Origin of the sequence: Acidovorax delafieldii (genome assembly GCF_007993815.1) — a bacterium.
In the GTDB taxonomy this organism is placed as follows: domain Bacteria; phylum Pseudomonadota; class Gammaproteobacteria; order Burkholderiales; family Burkholderiaceae_C; genus Acidovorax; species Acidovorax delafieldii.
Map to the genome: position 1 here is coordinate 389977 of NZ_VJWE01000014.1, position 14086 is coordinate 404062.

A 14086-nucleotide genomic window follows, 5' to 3' on the forward strand; every position below is an offset into this window, starting at 1 on the left:
GAACACCATGGCAGCCTTCCCCCTCCCCGCACGCACTTCCAGCATGCCCACGCTGTCGTCCCCTGCACAGGCTCCATCGCGCGATGGGGGCATGTCGCTCGTCAATCTTGCAGCGCGCCAGCGCATGCTGTCGCAGCGCATGGTGCTGCAAACCGTGCTGGCCGCCCGCGGCAGCGACCTGCACCTGAAGGCCGCGCGCAGCTCGCTCACGCTGTTCACCGACAGCCAGGCCCGGCTGGTGGACACGCCCCGCCACCTCGATACCGCCAGCGGCGAAATCATCCGCAAGGCCTACCACGGCCCCCAGGGCGTGGGCGCTACCATCGAAGCGTTTGCCCAGCAGGTGGGCACGGCGCTGGACCTGGCCGAGCGCCAGAGCCCGCGCGTGGAAGACGCCCTGGCTAGGCTGGTCGAAACCACCGACGGTGTGCTCGACGCCCTCAACACGGCCACCACCGCGTTCGACCAGGTGAGCAAGGCGCAGTCCGAAACCCTGATGAAAGAGCTGGCCGGCATCGTGGCCTCGATCCAGACCGTGGCACGCGAGGCCAAGGTGGTCAGCTTCAACGCCCAGGTGATGGCAGCGCGTGCCGGGCAGCACGGGCGCGAGTTTGCGGTGGTGGCCAATGTGCTGTCAGGCATCACCAACGAAATTGACGGCCTGTCCCTGCAGGCGGTGTCATTGGCCGGACGCAGCCGCAACGCGGCCTGAGCAGCACAGCGTGAGGGACAGAGAAAAGGCCCGGGGCGATGCGCCCAGGGCCTTCGAAGGCGTCCATTCAAGGCGCCCACTCAACGGGTTACTGCCCGGCGGTTTCTCGCACTTGCTGAAACCGCTGTGCCAGTTCCTTGCGCAGCGTCTTGCGGATCACCGCAGCGTCCCAGCGGCGGCGTTCGTCGGGGGTGGAAGGCGACAGTGGCGGCACCTGCACGGGCTTGCGCGCCTCGTCCACGGCCACCATGGTGAAGAAGCAGCTGTTGACGTGCCGTACCACCTGCGAACGGATCTCTTCGGCCACCACCTTGATGCCGACTTCCATCGACGAGCTGCCTGTGTAGTTCACGCTGGCCAGAAAGGTCACCAGCTCGCCCACATGGATGGGCTGCAAAAACATCACCTGGTCCACGCTCAGAGTCACGGTGTAGCAGCCCGAATAGCGGCTAGCGCATGAGTACGCCACCTGGTCCAGCAGCTTGAGGATGGCGCCGCCGTGCACGTTGCCCGAAAAGTTGGCCATGTCGGGCGACATGAGCACGGTCATGCTGAGTTGGTGTGAAGGGATGTTCATGCAGCGATTTTAGAAAGCTGCGTGTGCTGCGTCGCGTGCAAGTTGAGCCCTGTGCACTGCGGGTGGCAGCTTCGCTACACTCGCGCAGCACCTGCTGACCGGGTGCGAGGAGGAACCGATGATCGAACTAGAAAAACTCAACGAATTCACCGAAAGCCACGGCGCATTGCGCACCGGCAAGGGGTTGGTGTCGGGCGTGATTGCACTCACGCTGGCCATCCTGTGCCTTCTGGGCGTGTTGGCCTTTCACTTCCCCGAGTACCTCACCACGCCGCAGCTGCGCAAGAGCTACGACGTGGCGGTGATACGCAACATCATGCTGGTGGCCATGGCAATTGCGGGCGGCATCTCGTTGGTCAACATCCTGTTCAACCGTGCCCGCTGGCTGGCCACCTTCGCGTTTGCCATCGTGGCGATTGCCGCGCTGCTGGGCGGACACAAGGTGGAGGTGGACCCGAACTTCCCCGACAACACACCCTACATCGGCCTCGACTGGTTCATCCTGGACCTGCTGGGCAGCTCGCTGATCTTCATCTTCATCGAGAAGCTGTTTGCGCTGCGCAAGGACCAGCCCATCTTCCGCGCCGAGTGGCAGACGGACTTTCACCACTTCATCGTCAACCACATGGTGGTGGGCTTTGTGCTGCTGGCCACCAACCTCATCGTGCACAAGTTCTTTGGCTGGGCGGCCAGCGACGGCATTCGCGGCTGGGTGCAGGGGCTGAACTTCTGGGTGGCACTGTTCCTCATCATCCTGGTGGCCGACCTGGTGCAGTACTGGACCCACCGCGCCTACCACGAGGTGCCACTGCTGTGGCGCCTTCACGCCGTGCACCACAGCGTCAAAAGCATGGACTGGATGGCGGGCTCGCGCCAGCACATCCTGGAGCTGCTGATCACCCGCACGCTGGTGCTGGCCCCCATCTATATGCTGGGCTTCAGCAAGGAAGTGATCGACGCATACATCGTGGTGGTGGGCTTCCAGGCCGTGTTCAACCACGCCAATGTGAGCGTGCGACTTGGGCCGCTGCGCTACGTGCTGGTCACGCCCAACTTCCACCACTGGCACCACAGCCAGGACCAGGAGGCGCTGGACAAGAACTACGCCGCGCACTTCGCGTTTCTGGACTACCTGTTTGGCACCGCCGTCAAAAGCACCAAGCTCTGGCCCGAGCACTATGGCGTGCTGGGCGACTACGTGCCCAACGGCTTTGTGAAGCAGTTCAAGTTTCCGTTCACCTGGAAGGGATGAGGACTCCTCAGCTGCAGGGCTAGGGCATCGCCGCCAGCTCTCGCTCCAGCACCCGCAGTTGCTCGCGCAAGGCCTCGGTCCGTTCTTCACACGCGGCTTTGGCATCAGCGGCCTTTTCCGCACCCTCCTGCACAAACTGGTTGCCCGACGGCAGGTTGCCGCGCCGCAGCGGCCCTGCCGTGGCCACGGCATTGGGCTGGGCCGTGCATTCACGCTGGTTGCGCTCGATAGCGGCGCGCGCCTGGGGGATGCCCTGGGTCTGCAGGTAATTCTTGCGCTGCCAGGTGGGGCCAAACGCGCCCTCGGCCAAAGGCGCTACGGGGGGCAGCACCGGGGTGGCGCCACGGGTGGTGGGGCGCACGTCGATCTTCTCGCCCTCGCCCGCACAAGGCGCGTCCTGGAACGACACCTTGCCATTGGCGTCCGTGCACTTGTTGATGGCCCAGGCGGGGGCCAGGCAGCCCAGCGCCAGGGCACAGAGGGCGTAGCGGATCAAAGTCATGGTGTTGTCCTCGGCAGGTCCATGCCACATGCTACCGCGCCGCATGGGGCGGGGCGAATCGCACCGTCTTGCGCGGGTGCCGTCAGAGCCGTGGGTGGATAGACACATGTCCCTAAGATGACGCGCCCCCGGTAGAAACCCGGTGCGTGCGGGGCACAGCGCCCTCCTACCATCGCCGCTCTTCGGGGCCTCGCAGCCCTTTGAATCGGTTTTTTTGCTGGAGATGCTGTGTGATGAAGACCCCGAATGCAAATGCATGGCCCGCCGACCAGGGGCTGCCCCTGGCGCGCCGCCGCAGCCTGGTCCTTGCGCTGGCCGGTAGCGCGGCCCTGGCTGGCCTGCCCGCCCGCGCACAGCCCGCCGGCGGCGGCAAGGGAGACATCCTCATCGGCCGCTCGACCGCACTGTCAGGCGGCATGGCGCCGTTTTTGTCGCCCATCCACGAGGGGCAGGAGGCCGCCGTGGAAGACGCCAACGCCAAGGGCGGCATCGGTGGCCGCAAGATCCGGCTGGTGTCGCTGGACGATGGTTTTGACGCCCGCCGTGCGCTGGACAACGCCAAGCAGCTGAGCGAAAAAGACGGCGTGCTGGCACTGTTTGGCGTGGCCGGCACCTCGCAGGTCATGACGCTGCTGCCCTACCTGGCGCAGGCCAAGCTGCCGCTGATCTCCGTGTACACCGGCAGCCCCGCCGTCCGCGCGCAGCAGCACCCCTACCTTTTCACCACCCGCGCCAGCTATGCCGACGAACTGGTGAAGATCGTGCGCAACCTGGTGGCCGTGCAGACCTCGCGCATTGCCGTGGCCTACGAAAACAATGACTTCGGCAAACTGCTGCTGCCCCTGGTCGAAAAGACGGTTGCCGCTGAAGGCGCGACGCTGGCGGGGTCGCATGCGCTGGCCTCGTCGGGTGAAGACGCGAACGAAGCCGCCAAGGCCCTGGCCACCCAAAAGCCGCAGGCCGTGCTGCTGGTGGCGGCAGGCCCGTCGGTAGTGGCCTATGTGCGGGCCAACCGCGCTCACCTGGGCGTGCCCATCTACACCCTGTCGCTGGGTGCAGGCACCGCTGTGCTCAAGGCGCTGGGCGACGATGCGCGTGGCCTGGCGGTGGCGCGTACGGGCCCCTCGCCCACCAAGCCCACCATTGCGCTCACGCGCGACTTTCAGGCCTCCATGAAGCGCTACGACAAGCCCGTGGACTACGACCGTTACACCGGCTACATGGACGCGCGCGTGCTCATTGAAGGCCTGCGCGCTGCGGGGCCTGGCGTCACACGCACCAGCCTGGTCACGGCCATGGAGGGCCTGGGCAATCTGGACCTGGGCGGCTTCAGCTACCAGTTCAGCGCACAGAACCACCACGGGTCCAACTACGTGGACATCGCCGTGGTGGGCTCGGGCGGGGTGTATCGGCAGTAGATGCCGCGCCACGATTCGCTGGCGGCTTCGGCGCCAGCGGGCCTGCAGGACATGGCACACCGCGTAGGCGTGCCGCAGTGCCCACCACAGCGCCACGCAAAGGCATCACCCTGGCTACCAGGTGCAGCGGACTGCGTCCCACCCGGTAAGTTGTGCCGCCAGAACAACAAAAACCCGCACCTTGGATACCACAGTGGATGCATTTTTGCGAATAGTTCCCATTTGTATTTAAAATTTTACAAACCCCAGCCAGCCGTGCGTCCCGTCGGAGGAGCGTTGCCAGCCAGCCTGTCATCGCATTTCCCCCAGGAGCCCTTTCATGCACGCACCCCGCAGACACCTTGTCTGTGCCCTCCACCCTCTGGCGGTGGCCGCCTTCCTCGCAGCCAACATGATGGGCACCGCCAGTGCCCAGACCGCCGCCGAGTCACCAGCGCCCGCCGCCGAACCCTCCCTCTCGGGCACAGCCAACACCGACCAGGTCGTGGAGCCCAAGGCACTGGACAGCGTCACCGTGTCGGGTGCGCGCGAGAGCGCATCCACCCGCCTCCAGCTCACGCCGCGTGAAACGCCGCAGTCCGTCAGCACGGTGACGCGCGCGCAGATCGAGCGCCAGTCGCTCACCAGCATCGACAGCGTGCTGCGCAACGTGAACGGCATCGCCGTGAGCTTCTATGACACGCAGCGCCCGCTGTACTACGCGCGCGGCTTCCAGATCACCGATTTCCAGACCGACGGCCTGCCCAGCTACAGCAGCAGCACCAACCAGGAGTTCGACACCGCGCTGTACGAGCGCATCGACATCGTGCGCGGCGCCAACGGCATCCAGACCGGTGTGGGCGTGCCGTCGGCCACCATCAACATGATCCGCAAGCGCCCGCAGCGCGAGTTCGCAGCGTCTGTCGCGCTCACCGCCGGGTCGTGGAACCTGTACCGGGGCGAGCTGGACATCAACGCACCGCTCAACAGCGACGGCAGCGTGCGCAGCCGCCTGGTCGTGGCCCCGCAGAAGAAAGAGAGCTTCCGCGACCGCTACTCCGAAGACAAGACCGCCCTGCTCGCCGCGGTGGAGGCCGACATCGGCACCGCCACCGTGGTGTCATTGGGCTACCAGCGCCAGTCCAACGACCCCAAGGCGCCGATCTGGGGCACCATCCCGCGCTTTGCCACCACGGGCGCGCCCATCGACCTGCCGATCTCCACCAGCTTCTCGCCGCCCTGGACGCGCTGGGAGCGCACCTCGGGCACGCTCTATGCCACGCTGGACCACCAGATCAACGACGACTGGAGCCTGAAGGCCGCGCTGAACCACACCGAGGGCGACACCTTCCGCCTGAGCACCTACGGCTATGGCGCCACCACCAGCCAGGCCCCCTTCATCAACCCGGCCACCGGCGCGGGCACCACGCTGTATGCCGCCGTGAGCGGCAGCAGCGAAAAGCAGGACACGGTAGACGCCTACCTGTCGGGCAAGTTCGAGCTGGGTGGCCGCAAGCACGACCTGGTGGTGGGCATGAGCTCCACCCGCACTGCCACGCGCACCGATGGCTACACGTCCGTGGCGGGCTGGAGCTATGTGATCCCCAACATCTACACCTGGGACGGCAACGCACCTGCGCCCACGTACTCCAAGACCGGCGCATGGCGCACGCAGATCACGCAGCAGACGGGCTTGTTCGCCTCGGCACGCTGGCGCCTGGCCGACCCGCTGTCGGTGCTCACCGGCCTGCGCCTGACCGACTGGCACCGCCACTCCGACACCTATGGCACCACCGGCAGCTATGCAGGCCGCTCGGCCATCCAGGACGAGAACCGCAAGGTCACGCCCTTCATCGGCGCGGTGTACGACATCACGCCCACCCTCTCGGCCTACGCCAGCTACGCGCGCATCTTCAACCCGCAGAACTACAAGGACCGCAACAACAATCCGCTGTCGCCCGTCATCGGCAGCAATGCCGAGGCCGGCCTCAAGGCCGAGCTGTTCGAGCGCCGCATCCAGGCGCACTTTGCGGTGTTCCAGACCAAGCAGGACAACTTCGGCGTGCGCGACAGCGCCATCACCACCCCGCTGCCTGACGGCAGCCTGCCCTACGTGGCCGTGAACGGCACGAAGTCCACCGGCTTCGAGCTGGAGTTCGCAGGCATGGCCACCCGGCAGTGGCGTGTGAGCGCGGGCCTGACCCGCGCCAAGGTCACGCGTGCCCCGACCGACCTGATCTACGCCAACATGCCCGACTACCTGCTGCAACTGGGCACGGACTACCAGCTCTCGGGCGCGCTGGCGCCGCTGTCGGTGGGCGGCAACCTGACCTGGCAAAGCGCCATCGAGGGCTTCAACATCCCGCACCCCAGCGGCACGGTGACGGTGAAGCAGTCGCCCCAGGCCATCCTCAACCTGCGCGCGTCCTGGCAGTTCAACCCCAAGGTCAGCGCGACGGTGGCCGTGAACAACGTGACCAACCAGAAGTACTGGGCCAACCTGGACTACGGCAACTATGCGGACCCCCGCAACCTGAGCGTGACGCTGCGCGCGGCGTTCTGACCGGCCTACCCGCAACACAAGAGGGAGCGAGGGGGCGACCGGGGCTTGCGCCGCAGCGGCATCGCGCCGTGCGAAGCAGGCCCCGGACCAGCCGGGGGACAATCACACCTTTGTCCCTTTTGATGCCTTCCCGTGTCCCTCCCATTTTTTGACGCCATCATCATCGGCGCCGGCGCTGCCGGCCTGTTCTGCGCGGGCCAGGCGGGCCAGCGGGACCTGAAGGTCTTGCTCATCGACCATGCCGACAAGGTGGCCGAAAAGATCCGCATCTCGGGCGGCGGGCGCTGCAACTTCACCAACCGCGACCTGGACCCGGCCGCACCGCACAAACACTTTGTGGGGCAGAACCCGCAGTTCTGCCGCTCGGCGCTGTCGCGCTACACGCCCGCCGACTTCATCGCGCTGGTGCAAAAGCACGGCATCCCGTTTCATGAAAAGCACAAGGGCCAGCTGTTTGCCGACCGCTCGGCCGAGGACATCATTGCCATGCTGCTGGCCGAGTGCGAGGCGGGTGGCGTGACCCGCTGGCAGCCCTGTAGCGTCAAAAAAATAGACTTTTTGGCATCAAGCGCTAGTGAATCATGCCCGGGCAGCTATCAAATTGATACCGATCGTGGGCCGGTGTCGGCGGGTGCGCTGGTCATTGCCACCGGCGGCTTGTCCATCCCCAAGATCGGCGCCACCGACTTTGGCTACCGGCTCGCGCAGCAGTTCAGCATCCCGCTCATCGAGCGCAAGCCGGGCCTGGTGCCGCTGACCTTTGACGGCGCGGGCTGGGCGCCGTATGCGCAGCTGGCGGGGCTGGCGCTGCCGGTGCAGATCAGCACAGGGGCCAAGAAAACTCGCATGGCGTTTGACGAAGACCTGCTGTTCACCCACCGGGGCCTGTCGGGCCCGGCGGTGCTGCAGATCTCCAGCTACTGGCAGGAGGGCACGCCCCTGGCCATCAACCTGGCGCCCACGGTGGACCTGCCCGCCGCGTTGTCGCAGGGCAAGGCCCGCTCGCGCAAGCTGGTTGCCAACGAGCTGGCCACCTTGGTGCCCAGCCGCCTGGCCGACGCCTGGGCCAGCCGCGAGGCCGACTGGCAGCGCCCCATCAACGAGGCCAGCGACAAGGCCCTGGCGCGCCTGGCGGAGCAGCTGGCGCGCTGGGAGCTGACGCCCACGGGCACCGAGGGCTACAAAAAAGCCGAGGTAACGCTGGGCGGCGTGGACACGCGCGTGCTGTCGCAGCAGACCATGGAGTGCAAGACGCAGCCCGGCCTGTACTTCATTGGCGAGGTGGTGGACGTGACAGGCTGGCTGGGCGGCTACAACTTTCAGTGGGCTTGGGCCAGCGCGCATGCCTGTGCGCAGGCGCTGGCAGCAACACCCCCCTGAGGCCCTACGGGCCTTCTCCCCGCTCTCGCTACGCTACGCTGCGCGGGCAGGGGGACGACGCCCTCGCTGCAGGGCGGCCCTTGCCCGGCGTCCCGCGCGTGCGCGGCGCCCGTTTGACCGCTACGCTGCCGCCGCCTCTCGCGTCAACAATCCGCAATGCTGTCGGGCCCAGGCCTCCAGCTCCGGCACCGGCAGCGGGCGGCTGAAGTGGTAGCCCTGCAGCTCCTCGCAATCCAGTGCACTCAGCACCTGGGCTGTGGCCAGGTCTTCCACGCCCTCGGCCACGATGCGCAGCCCCAGCGTGTGGCCCAGCGCGATGATGGCGCGGGTGATGGCCATGTCGGCCGGGTTGGCCAGCATGTCGCGCACAAAGGACTTGTCCACCTTGAGGCGGTCGATGTCAAAGCGCTTGAGGTAGGCCAGGCTGGAATACCCGGTGCCAAAGTCGTCGATGGACAGTTGCACACCCAGCGCCTTGAGCGCCGCCAGTTGCTGCTCGGCCGCATGGGCGTTGTCCATGAGCTGGGACTCGGTGATCTCCAGCTCCAGCCGGTGCGCCGGCATGCCGGTGCGCAGCAGCAGGGCCTCGATGTCGGTGACCAGCGCGGGGTCGGACATCTGCGCGGCCGAGAGGTTGACCGAGATCGACACCCGGGCCAGCGGGTGTGGCATCAAGGCATCGCCAGGGCCCGCCTCCAGCGCCAGCTGTTGCCAGCGCACCCACTGCTCGCAGGCTTGCTGCAACACCCAGCTGCCAATGGCGCGGATCATGCCGGTCTCTTCGGCGATGGGGATGAACTCGCTGGGAGGGATGGAGCCCAGCACCGGGCTGGTCCAGCGCAGCAGCGCCTCCACGCCCAGCAGCTGGGTGCCCTGGGCGCTCAAGCGGGGCTGGTAGTGCAGGCTCAGCTCGTGGCGCTCCAGCGCGCGGCGCAGCTGCTGCTCCATGGTCTGGCGGGCCACCGCACGCTGGTCGGTCTCCATGGAATAGAACAGCGCCATGTCACGGCCGGTGGTTTTGGCCTCGTACATGGCGGCGTCGGCGCGGCGCATGAGTTCGTCAATGTCGCTGCCATCCTCGGGGTACACGGCGATGCCCACGCTGCAGGACACATTGAGTTCATGCCCCTCCACCGGGTGGCTCTGGCGGATGAGCGGGATCAGCCGCCGCTCCACCAGCTGCTGCACATCCTCGCGCCCGGCCACGTCGCGCATCACCACCACAAACTCGTCGCCGCCCAGGCGGCTCACGGTGTCGCGGCTGCGCACGGCCTGCGTAAGGCGTGCGGCCACCGAGCGCAGCAGGCCATCGCCAATGTGGTGGCCCAGCGTGTCGTTGATGGCCTTGAAGCGGTCCAGGTCGATGAACAGCACCGCCACCTTCTCACCCGTGATCGGCGCCTGTGCCAGCGCCATCTGCAGGCGCTGCACACACAGCGATCGGTTGGGCAGCTCAGTGAGCACATCGTGGTGCGCCAGGAACTGGATGCGCTCCTCGTTGAGCTTGCGGTCGGTGATGTCGATGGCAATGCCGATGTGGTTGGCCACCGCACCGCCCTTGCCCTCACGCACGGCCGACACCATGAGCCAGGCTGGGTAGGTCTCGCCCGAGCGGCGGCGAAACCGCACCTCGCCCTGCCACGACTCCTTGTCGAGCATGGTGCGCTGGATCTGCACCGACAGCGGCTCGGCGCCCGCCTCTTCCAGCAGAAAGCCCAGGTCTTCGCCAATGACCTCGTAGAAGTCGTAGTGCGTGCTGCGGCAGAACGCCTTGTTCACGCTGATGATCTGCTGCTCGGCGTTCATGATGATGATGCCCTCGGACGAGGCCTCGAACACCTTGGCCCAGAGCTCCAGGCGCTGCTCCATCACCTTGAGCACGTTGATGGGCGTGAAAGCCGTGAGCACCGAGTCGCGCCCCTGGAACTGCAGGCGCCGCGCCGACAGCACGGCCCACGAAGGCTCGGGGCTGCCCTTCCAGCGCACTTCAAATTCATCGACCGAGCCCTGGTCGGCCAGGCGCTGAAAGAAGCGCGCGCGCACGCCGGGCTCCAGCCCCACGGCCCAGGGGTCGGTCTTGCGGCCCCCCAGCCAGTGGGCTGCGGGTGCGTTGGAGTGCAGCACCTCGTGCTCGGGAATCGACGTGACCACCATGGGGATGGGGAAGGCCTCCACCAGTTCACGCTGCGCCTCGGCCGCACGGGCGCTGGCGGCCAGCTCTTGCTGCAGCACGCGGTCGCGGTCGAGTTGGGACAGCATCTCATTGAACGCGGTAACCAGGCGGCCGATCTCGTCGCGGCTGGCCCAGTGCGCACGCAGCGTGTGGTCACCGCTCTTGCGCACCTCGTCGGCCACACGCGCCAGCTGCTGCAGCGGCTTGGCGATCTGGCGCGCGACCAGGGTGACGAGCGAAAGGATGCAGCCCAGCAGCACCAGCGCCGTGCCCAGGTGCAACCACATGCGGGCAAACAGGCTGTCGGCGCGCTGGTTCAGCAAACGCTCCAGGTCCACAATGCCCACCGACCAGGCATCGCGCAGCGCGCCCAGCACCTGTGCCTCCTGCACGCCCACTTGTGCCACCGTCAGGCGCGACTCGCCCGACGCAATGCCCTGCAGCAAGGCCTGAAAGCCCTCCTGCGCCGCCTTGAGCGCCTCGCGCTGGCGCACCAGCGCGGCCCGCATCTCGGGCGAGCCTGCAATGAAGGCCTGGTTGTAGTCCGACTCGATGCCCAGCATCACCGCATCCAGCCGCCCCACCAGCGTCAGCAGCTCGGACGACCACTGCGGCCCGCGCCGCGATGGCGCCGCGTTCAAAAAGCTGACGGTGTCATGCACCGCCTGCAGCAGCTCGGGAAACCGCAGCACCACCAGCGACATCACGTAGTAGCTGTCCAGGTCCGGGTCCAGGATCAGGTTGGACTGGTTGCCCACCGTGGTGAGCAACTCACGCCCCTCGCGCAGCAGCTGGCTGCGCAGCCGGGTGAGCGTCTGCGGATCAGCAGCTGGAGCGCCCCCTTGGGGCTGGCCCGTCAGCTGCTGCAGCGCCACGCCAAACCGCTGCCCCACATCGGCCGTGTGCAGTTGTTCGTCGTGGGCTGCCCGTACGGCGTCCAGGCGGGTCAGCACGTCGGCCACCAGCGGAGGCTGCTGCGAAGCATCCAGGAACTGCCCCATCAGCCCATCGCGCACCACGGCCGCGTAGGTAGTGCCCACCACCTCCTTGCGCGTGAAATCAATCGCCAGGTATTTTTCGTGGATCAGGATGCTGGAGACGTAGATCACCGCCGTCAGGTCCAGCAGATAGATGAGCATGAGCTTGCGGCCCACACTGAGCCGGCCCAGCCAACCCGATACGCGGTGCATGAATGCCATGGTGTCTGCGGCGGGGCCGCCCGGGCGGATGGCCAGGGCTCTCCACCGGTGAATAGGAGTGTTACAACGTGAAGCAACTTCCGCGCCATTGCGGTGCGGCCCGGCTGTGAGAAGCCCACCGGACGCCCTGTTCGGGGACAGACCGGCAATCCTTGCGCTCTGGGCGTGGATAAAGGCTATAATCTCCGGCTTTGCTGGCAATGCCCCGTCGGCCAAATACTAGTTACAGACGGGGAAACCGCTTTGTACGGACTTGAGGCCCGATCTCCCCAAGCCCCTCTGCAGGCACCATTTGGAAAACATTAGCTAATGACTACGATCCGCGTAAAAGAAAACGAACCCTTTGACGTTGCACTGCGCCGCTTCAAGCGCACCATTGAAAAGCTCGGCCTGCTGACCGACCTGCGCGCCCGTGAGTTCTACGAAAAGCCCACCGCCGAGCGCAAGCGCAAGAAGGCTGCTGCCGTGAAGCGTCACTACAAGCGCGTTCGCAGCATGCAACTGCCCAAGAAGCTGTACTAAGTACCGCTTTGGCCCCGTCCTGATACGGAGTGCCGACAAACCCGCGCTAGGGACGCCAAGCGCGGGTTTTTGTTTTTGGGGTTTGCCAAAAGGCTTTCTGGCGTCGTTGCAACGCCTTGCCGTAGCAGCACTACTGTCTGCGGCGTTGACGCCTAGCCAGAAAGCCTTTTGGCAAACCCCTGTTCTTGTCTAAAACCAACCAAGGAAGCCGCCATGAGCCTCAAGGACCAGATCACCGAAGACATGAAAACCGCCATGCGCGCCAAGGACAGCGAGCGCCTGGGCACCATCCGCCTGCTGCAGGCCGCGATGAAGCAAAAGGAAGTGGACGAGCGCATCGTGCTGGACGACGCGGCCGTGGTCGCCATCGTGGACAAGCTCATCAAGCAGCGCAAGGACTCGATCACCGCCTTTGAGGGCGCAGGCCGCCAGGACCTGGCCGACAAGGAAAAGGCCGAGATGGCTGTGCTGCAGGCCTACCTGCCCGAGCGCATGTCGGCAGAAGAAACGCTGGCTGCCGTGAAGGCCATCGTGGCCGAAATCGGCGCATCGGGCCCTGGCGACATGGGCAAGGTCATGGGCGTGGTCAAGACCCGCCTCGCGGGCAAGGCCGATATGGGCCAGGTGTCGGCTGCCGTGAAAGCGGCACTGGCGGGCTGATCGCCCCTGCGGTCGTGCCCACGGTACGACCGGTATCTTTTTGATAGCTGCGAGCGCTTGTAAGACGTGCGCTAGCAGCTATTTTTGCGTCAAACCGAGGCGTTTGCGCCCACACAGGTCTTTGCGCTGCGCGACGCCCACCCGTCGCGAAAGAGCGCCTGCAAAAACTCCACGCACACCCGCACTTTGGCCGAGCGCTCCAGCCGCGTGGGGTACACAGCCCACACATTGGCCTCCTGCTGCCATGGCGGCAGCACCTGCACCAGGCGCCCGGTCTGAAGGTGCGCGCCCACATCCCACAACGAGCGCAGCACCACGCCACGTCCGTCCACCGCCCACTGCACGGCCATCTCGCCATTGTTGGCCGACAGCGGGCCACGCACCTTCACCGACTCTTCCTGCGCACCGCTGCGCAGGCGCCACACGCCAAATGGATGGTCACGCTCCTTGATCACCAGGCAGTCGTGCGCGGCCAGATCGGCCACCGTGCGCGGCGAGCCCTTGCTCTGCAGGTAGGCAGGCGCTGCACACAACACGCGGTGGTTGTCGGCCAGGCGGCGGGCGATCAGGTGCGGCGCAATTTCGTCGCCCACGCGCACGTCCAGGTCAAACCCTTCGCCCGCCACATCCACCAGCCGGTCGAACACTTCCAGGCGCACCTGCAGCCCCGGGTGCTGCGCCACCAACCGCGACAACGCGGGCGCCACGATCTGCCGGCCAAAACCAAAGCTGCTGCTCACCCGCAACAGCCCGCGCGGTTCGCTGCGCGTCACCGCTACCTCCTGCATCAGCTGCTCCATGTCGTCCAAGATGCGCTGCGCCCAGTGGAAGACGCGCTCGCCCTCCTCCGTCACCGCCACGCGGCGGGTGGTGCGGTGCAGCAGCTTGACCTGCAGGTCCTGCTCCAGCAGGCGGATGCGTTTGCTGACGTAGGCGGGCGAAGTGCCCAGCTCGGTGGCGGCGCCGCCAAAGCTGGCCTTGCGCACCACGGCCGTGAACACGCGCAGGTCTTCCGCTGCAGGATTTTTATGCACGATGTGTGAAGGATAAGGCCACAGTTAGCGGATTGTAGTTATCGGAAGCGTTGGGAACAATGCAGGCCATGCCGCTGGCTGCACCCTGCAGCCGCACCCTCGAAGCCATTGCAAG

The 14086-nt window shown here is 66.2% G+C and carries 11 protein-coding genes; 7 read left to right on the top strand and 4 right to left on the bottom strand.

Annotated elements, in window-relative coordinates:
* The first annotated feature begins 7 nt into the window (after window positions 1-7).
* Window positions 8-712 carry a methyl-accepting chemotaxis domain-containing protein gene (locus ATF69_RS15770; RefSeq protein WP_146871542.1) on the top strand — a complete coding sequence of 235 codons (705 nt, stop codon included), beginning with the start codon at window positions 8-10 and terminating at the stop codon, window positions 710-712.
* Between the two features lie 88 nt (window positions 713-800).
* On the opposite strand, the gene ATF69_RS15775 is transcribed toward ATF69_RS15770, so the two are convergent.
* Window positions 801-1289, bottom strand: a complete 489-nt coding sequence (locus tag ATF69_RS15775; protein ID WP_056058237.1) for an acyl-CoA thioesterase — start codon at window positions 1287-1289, stop codon at window positions 801-803.
* Window positions 1290-1407: 118 nt separating this feature from the next.
* Here ATF69_RS15775 and ATF69_RS15780 point away from each other — a divergent pair, with 118 nt between their 5' ends.
* Window positions 1408-2541 (top strand): sterol desaturase family protein, encoded by a 1134-nt coding sequence (locus ATF69_RS15780; protein WP_146871543.1) that lies wholly within the window; start codon window positions 1408-1410, stop codon window positions 2539-2541.
* A 19-nt stretch (window positions 2542-2560) separates the two neighbouring features.
* On the opposite strand, the gene ATF69_RS15785 is transcribed toward ATF69_RS15780, so the two are convergent.
* Window positions 2561-3043, bottom strand: coding sequence for a DUF4124 domain-containing protein (locus ATF69_RS15785; protein WP_146871544.1), 483 nt, complete (start codon window positions 3041-3043; stop codon window positions 2561-2563).
* 233 nt (window positions 3044-3276) lie between these two features.
* On the opposite strand from ATF69_RS15785, the gene ATF69_RS15790 reads away from it, so the two are divergent.
* From ATF69_RS15790 to ATF69_RS15800, 3 genes are all read left to right on the top strand, one after another.
* On the top strand, window positions 3277-4461 hold the full coding sequence (locus ATF69_RS15790; protein ID WP_146871545.1) for an ABC transporter substrate-binding protein: 1185 nt from the start codon (window positions 3277-3279) through the stop codon (window positions 4459-4461).
* A 319-nt stretch (window positions 4462-4780) separates the two neighbouring features.
* Window positions 4781-7003, top strand: coding sequence for a TonB-dependent siderophore receptor (locus tag ATF69_RS15795; RefSeq protein ID WP_146871546.1), 2223 nt, complete (start codon window positions 4781-4783; stop codon window positions 7001-7003).
* A gap of 132 nt (window positions 7004-7135) precedes the next feature.
* Window positions 7136-8383: a BaiN/RdsA family NAD(P)/FAD-dependent oxidoreductase gene (locus ATF69_RS15800; protein ID WP_146871547.1), complete on the top strand. Its 1248-nt coding sequence runs from the start codon at window positions 7136-7138 to the stop codon at window positions 8381-8383.
* Between the two features lie 120 nt (window positions 8384-8503).
* Here ATF69_RS15800 and ATF69_RS15810 read toward each other — a convergent pair whose 3' ends face one another.
* The gene (locus tag ATF69_RS15810; RefSeq protein ID WP_121942335.1) at window positions 8504-11755 is read right to left on the bottom strand and encodes an EAL domain-containing protein; all 3252 of its coding nucleotides are present in this window, start codon (window positions 11753-11755) and stop codon (window positions 8504-8506) included.
* Between the two features lie 309 nt (window positions 11756-12064).
* On the opposite strand from ATF69_RS15810, the gene rpsU reads away from it, so the two are divergent.
* Entirely contained in the window at window positions 12065-12277 is a 213-nt protein-coding gene (gene rpsU / locus ATF69_RS15815) for a 30S ribosomal protein S21 (RefSeq protein WP_007833691.1), read from the top strand.
* A 213-nt stretch (window positions 12278-12490) separates the two neighbouring features.
* Window positions 12491-12937: a GatB/YqeY domain-containing protein gene (locus ATF69_RS15820; protein ID WP_055400197.1), complete on the top strand. Its 447-nt coding sequence runs from the start codon at window positions 12491-12493 to the stop codon at window positions 12935-12937.
* Window positions 12938-13026: 89 nt separating this feature from the next.
* Here the strand turns inward: ATF69_RS15820 and ATF69_RS15825 are convergent, their stop codons facing one another.
* Window positions 13027-13971, bottom strand: coding sequence for a LysR substrate-binding domain-containing protein (locus ATF69_RS15825; RefSeq protein ID WP_146871548.1), 945 nt, complete (start codon window positions 13969-13971; stop codon window positions 13027-13029).
* Window positions 13972-14086: the final 115 nt, after the last annotated feature.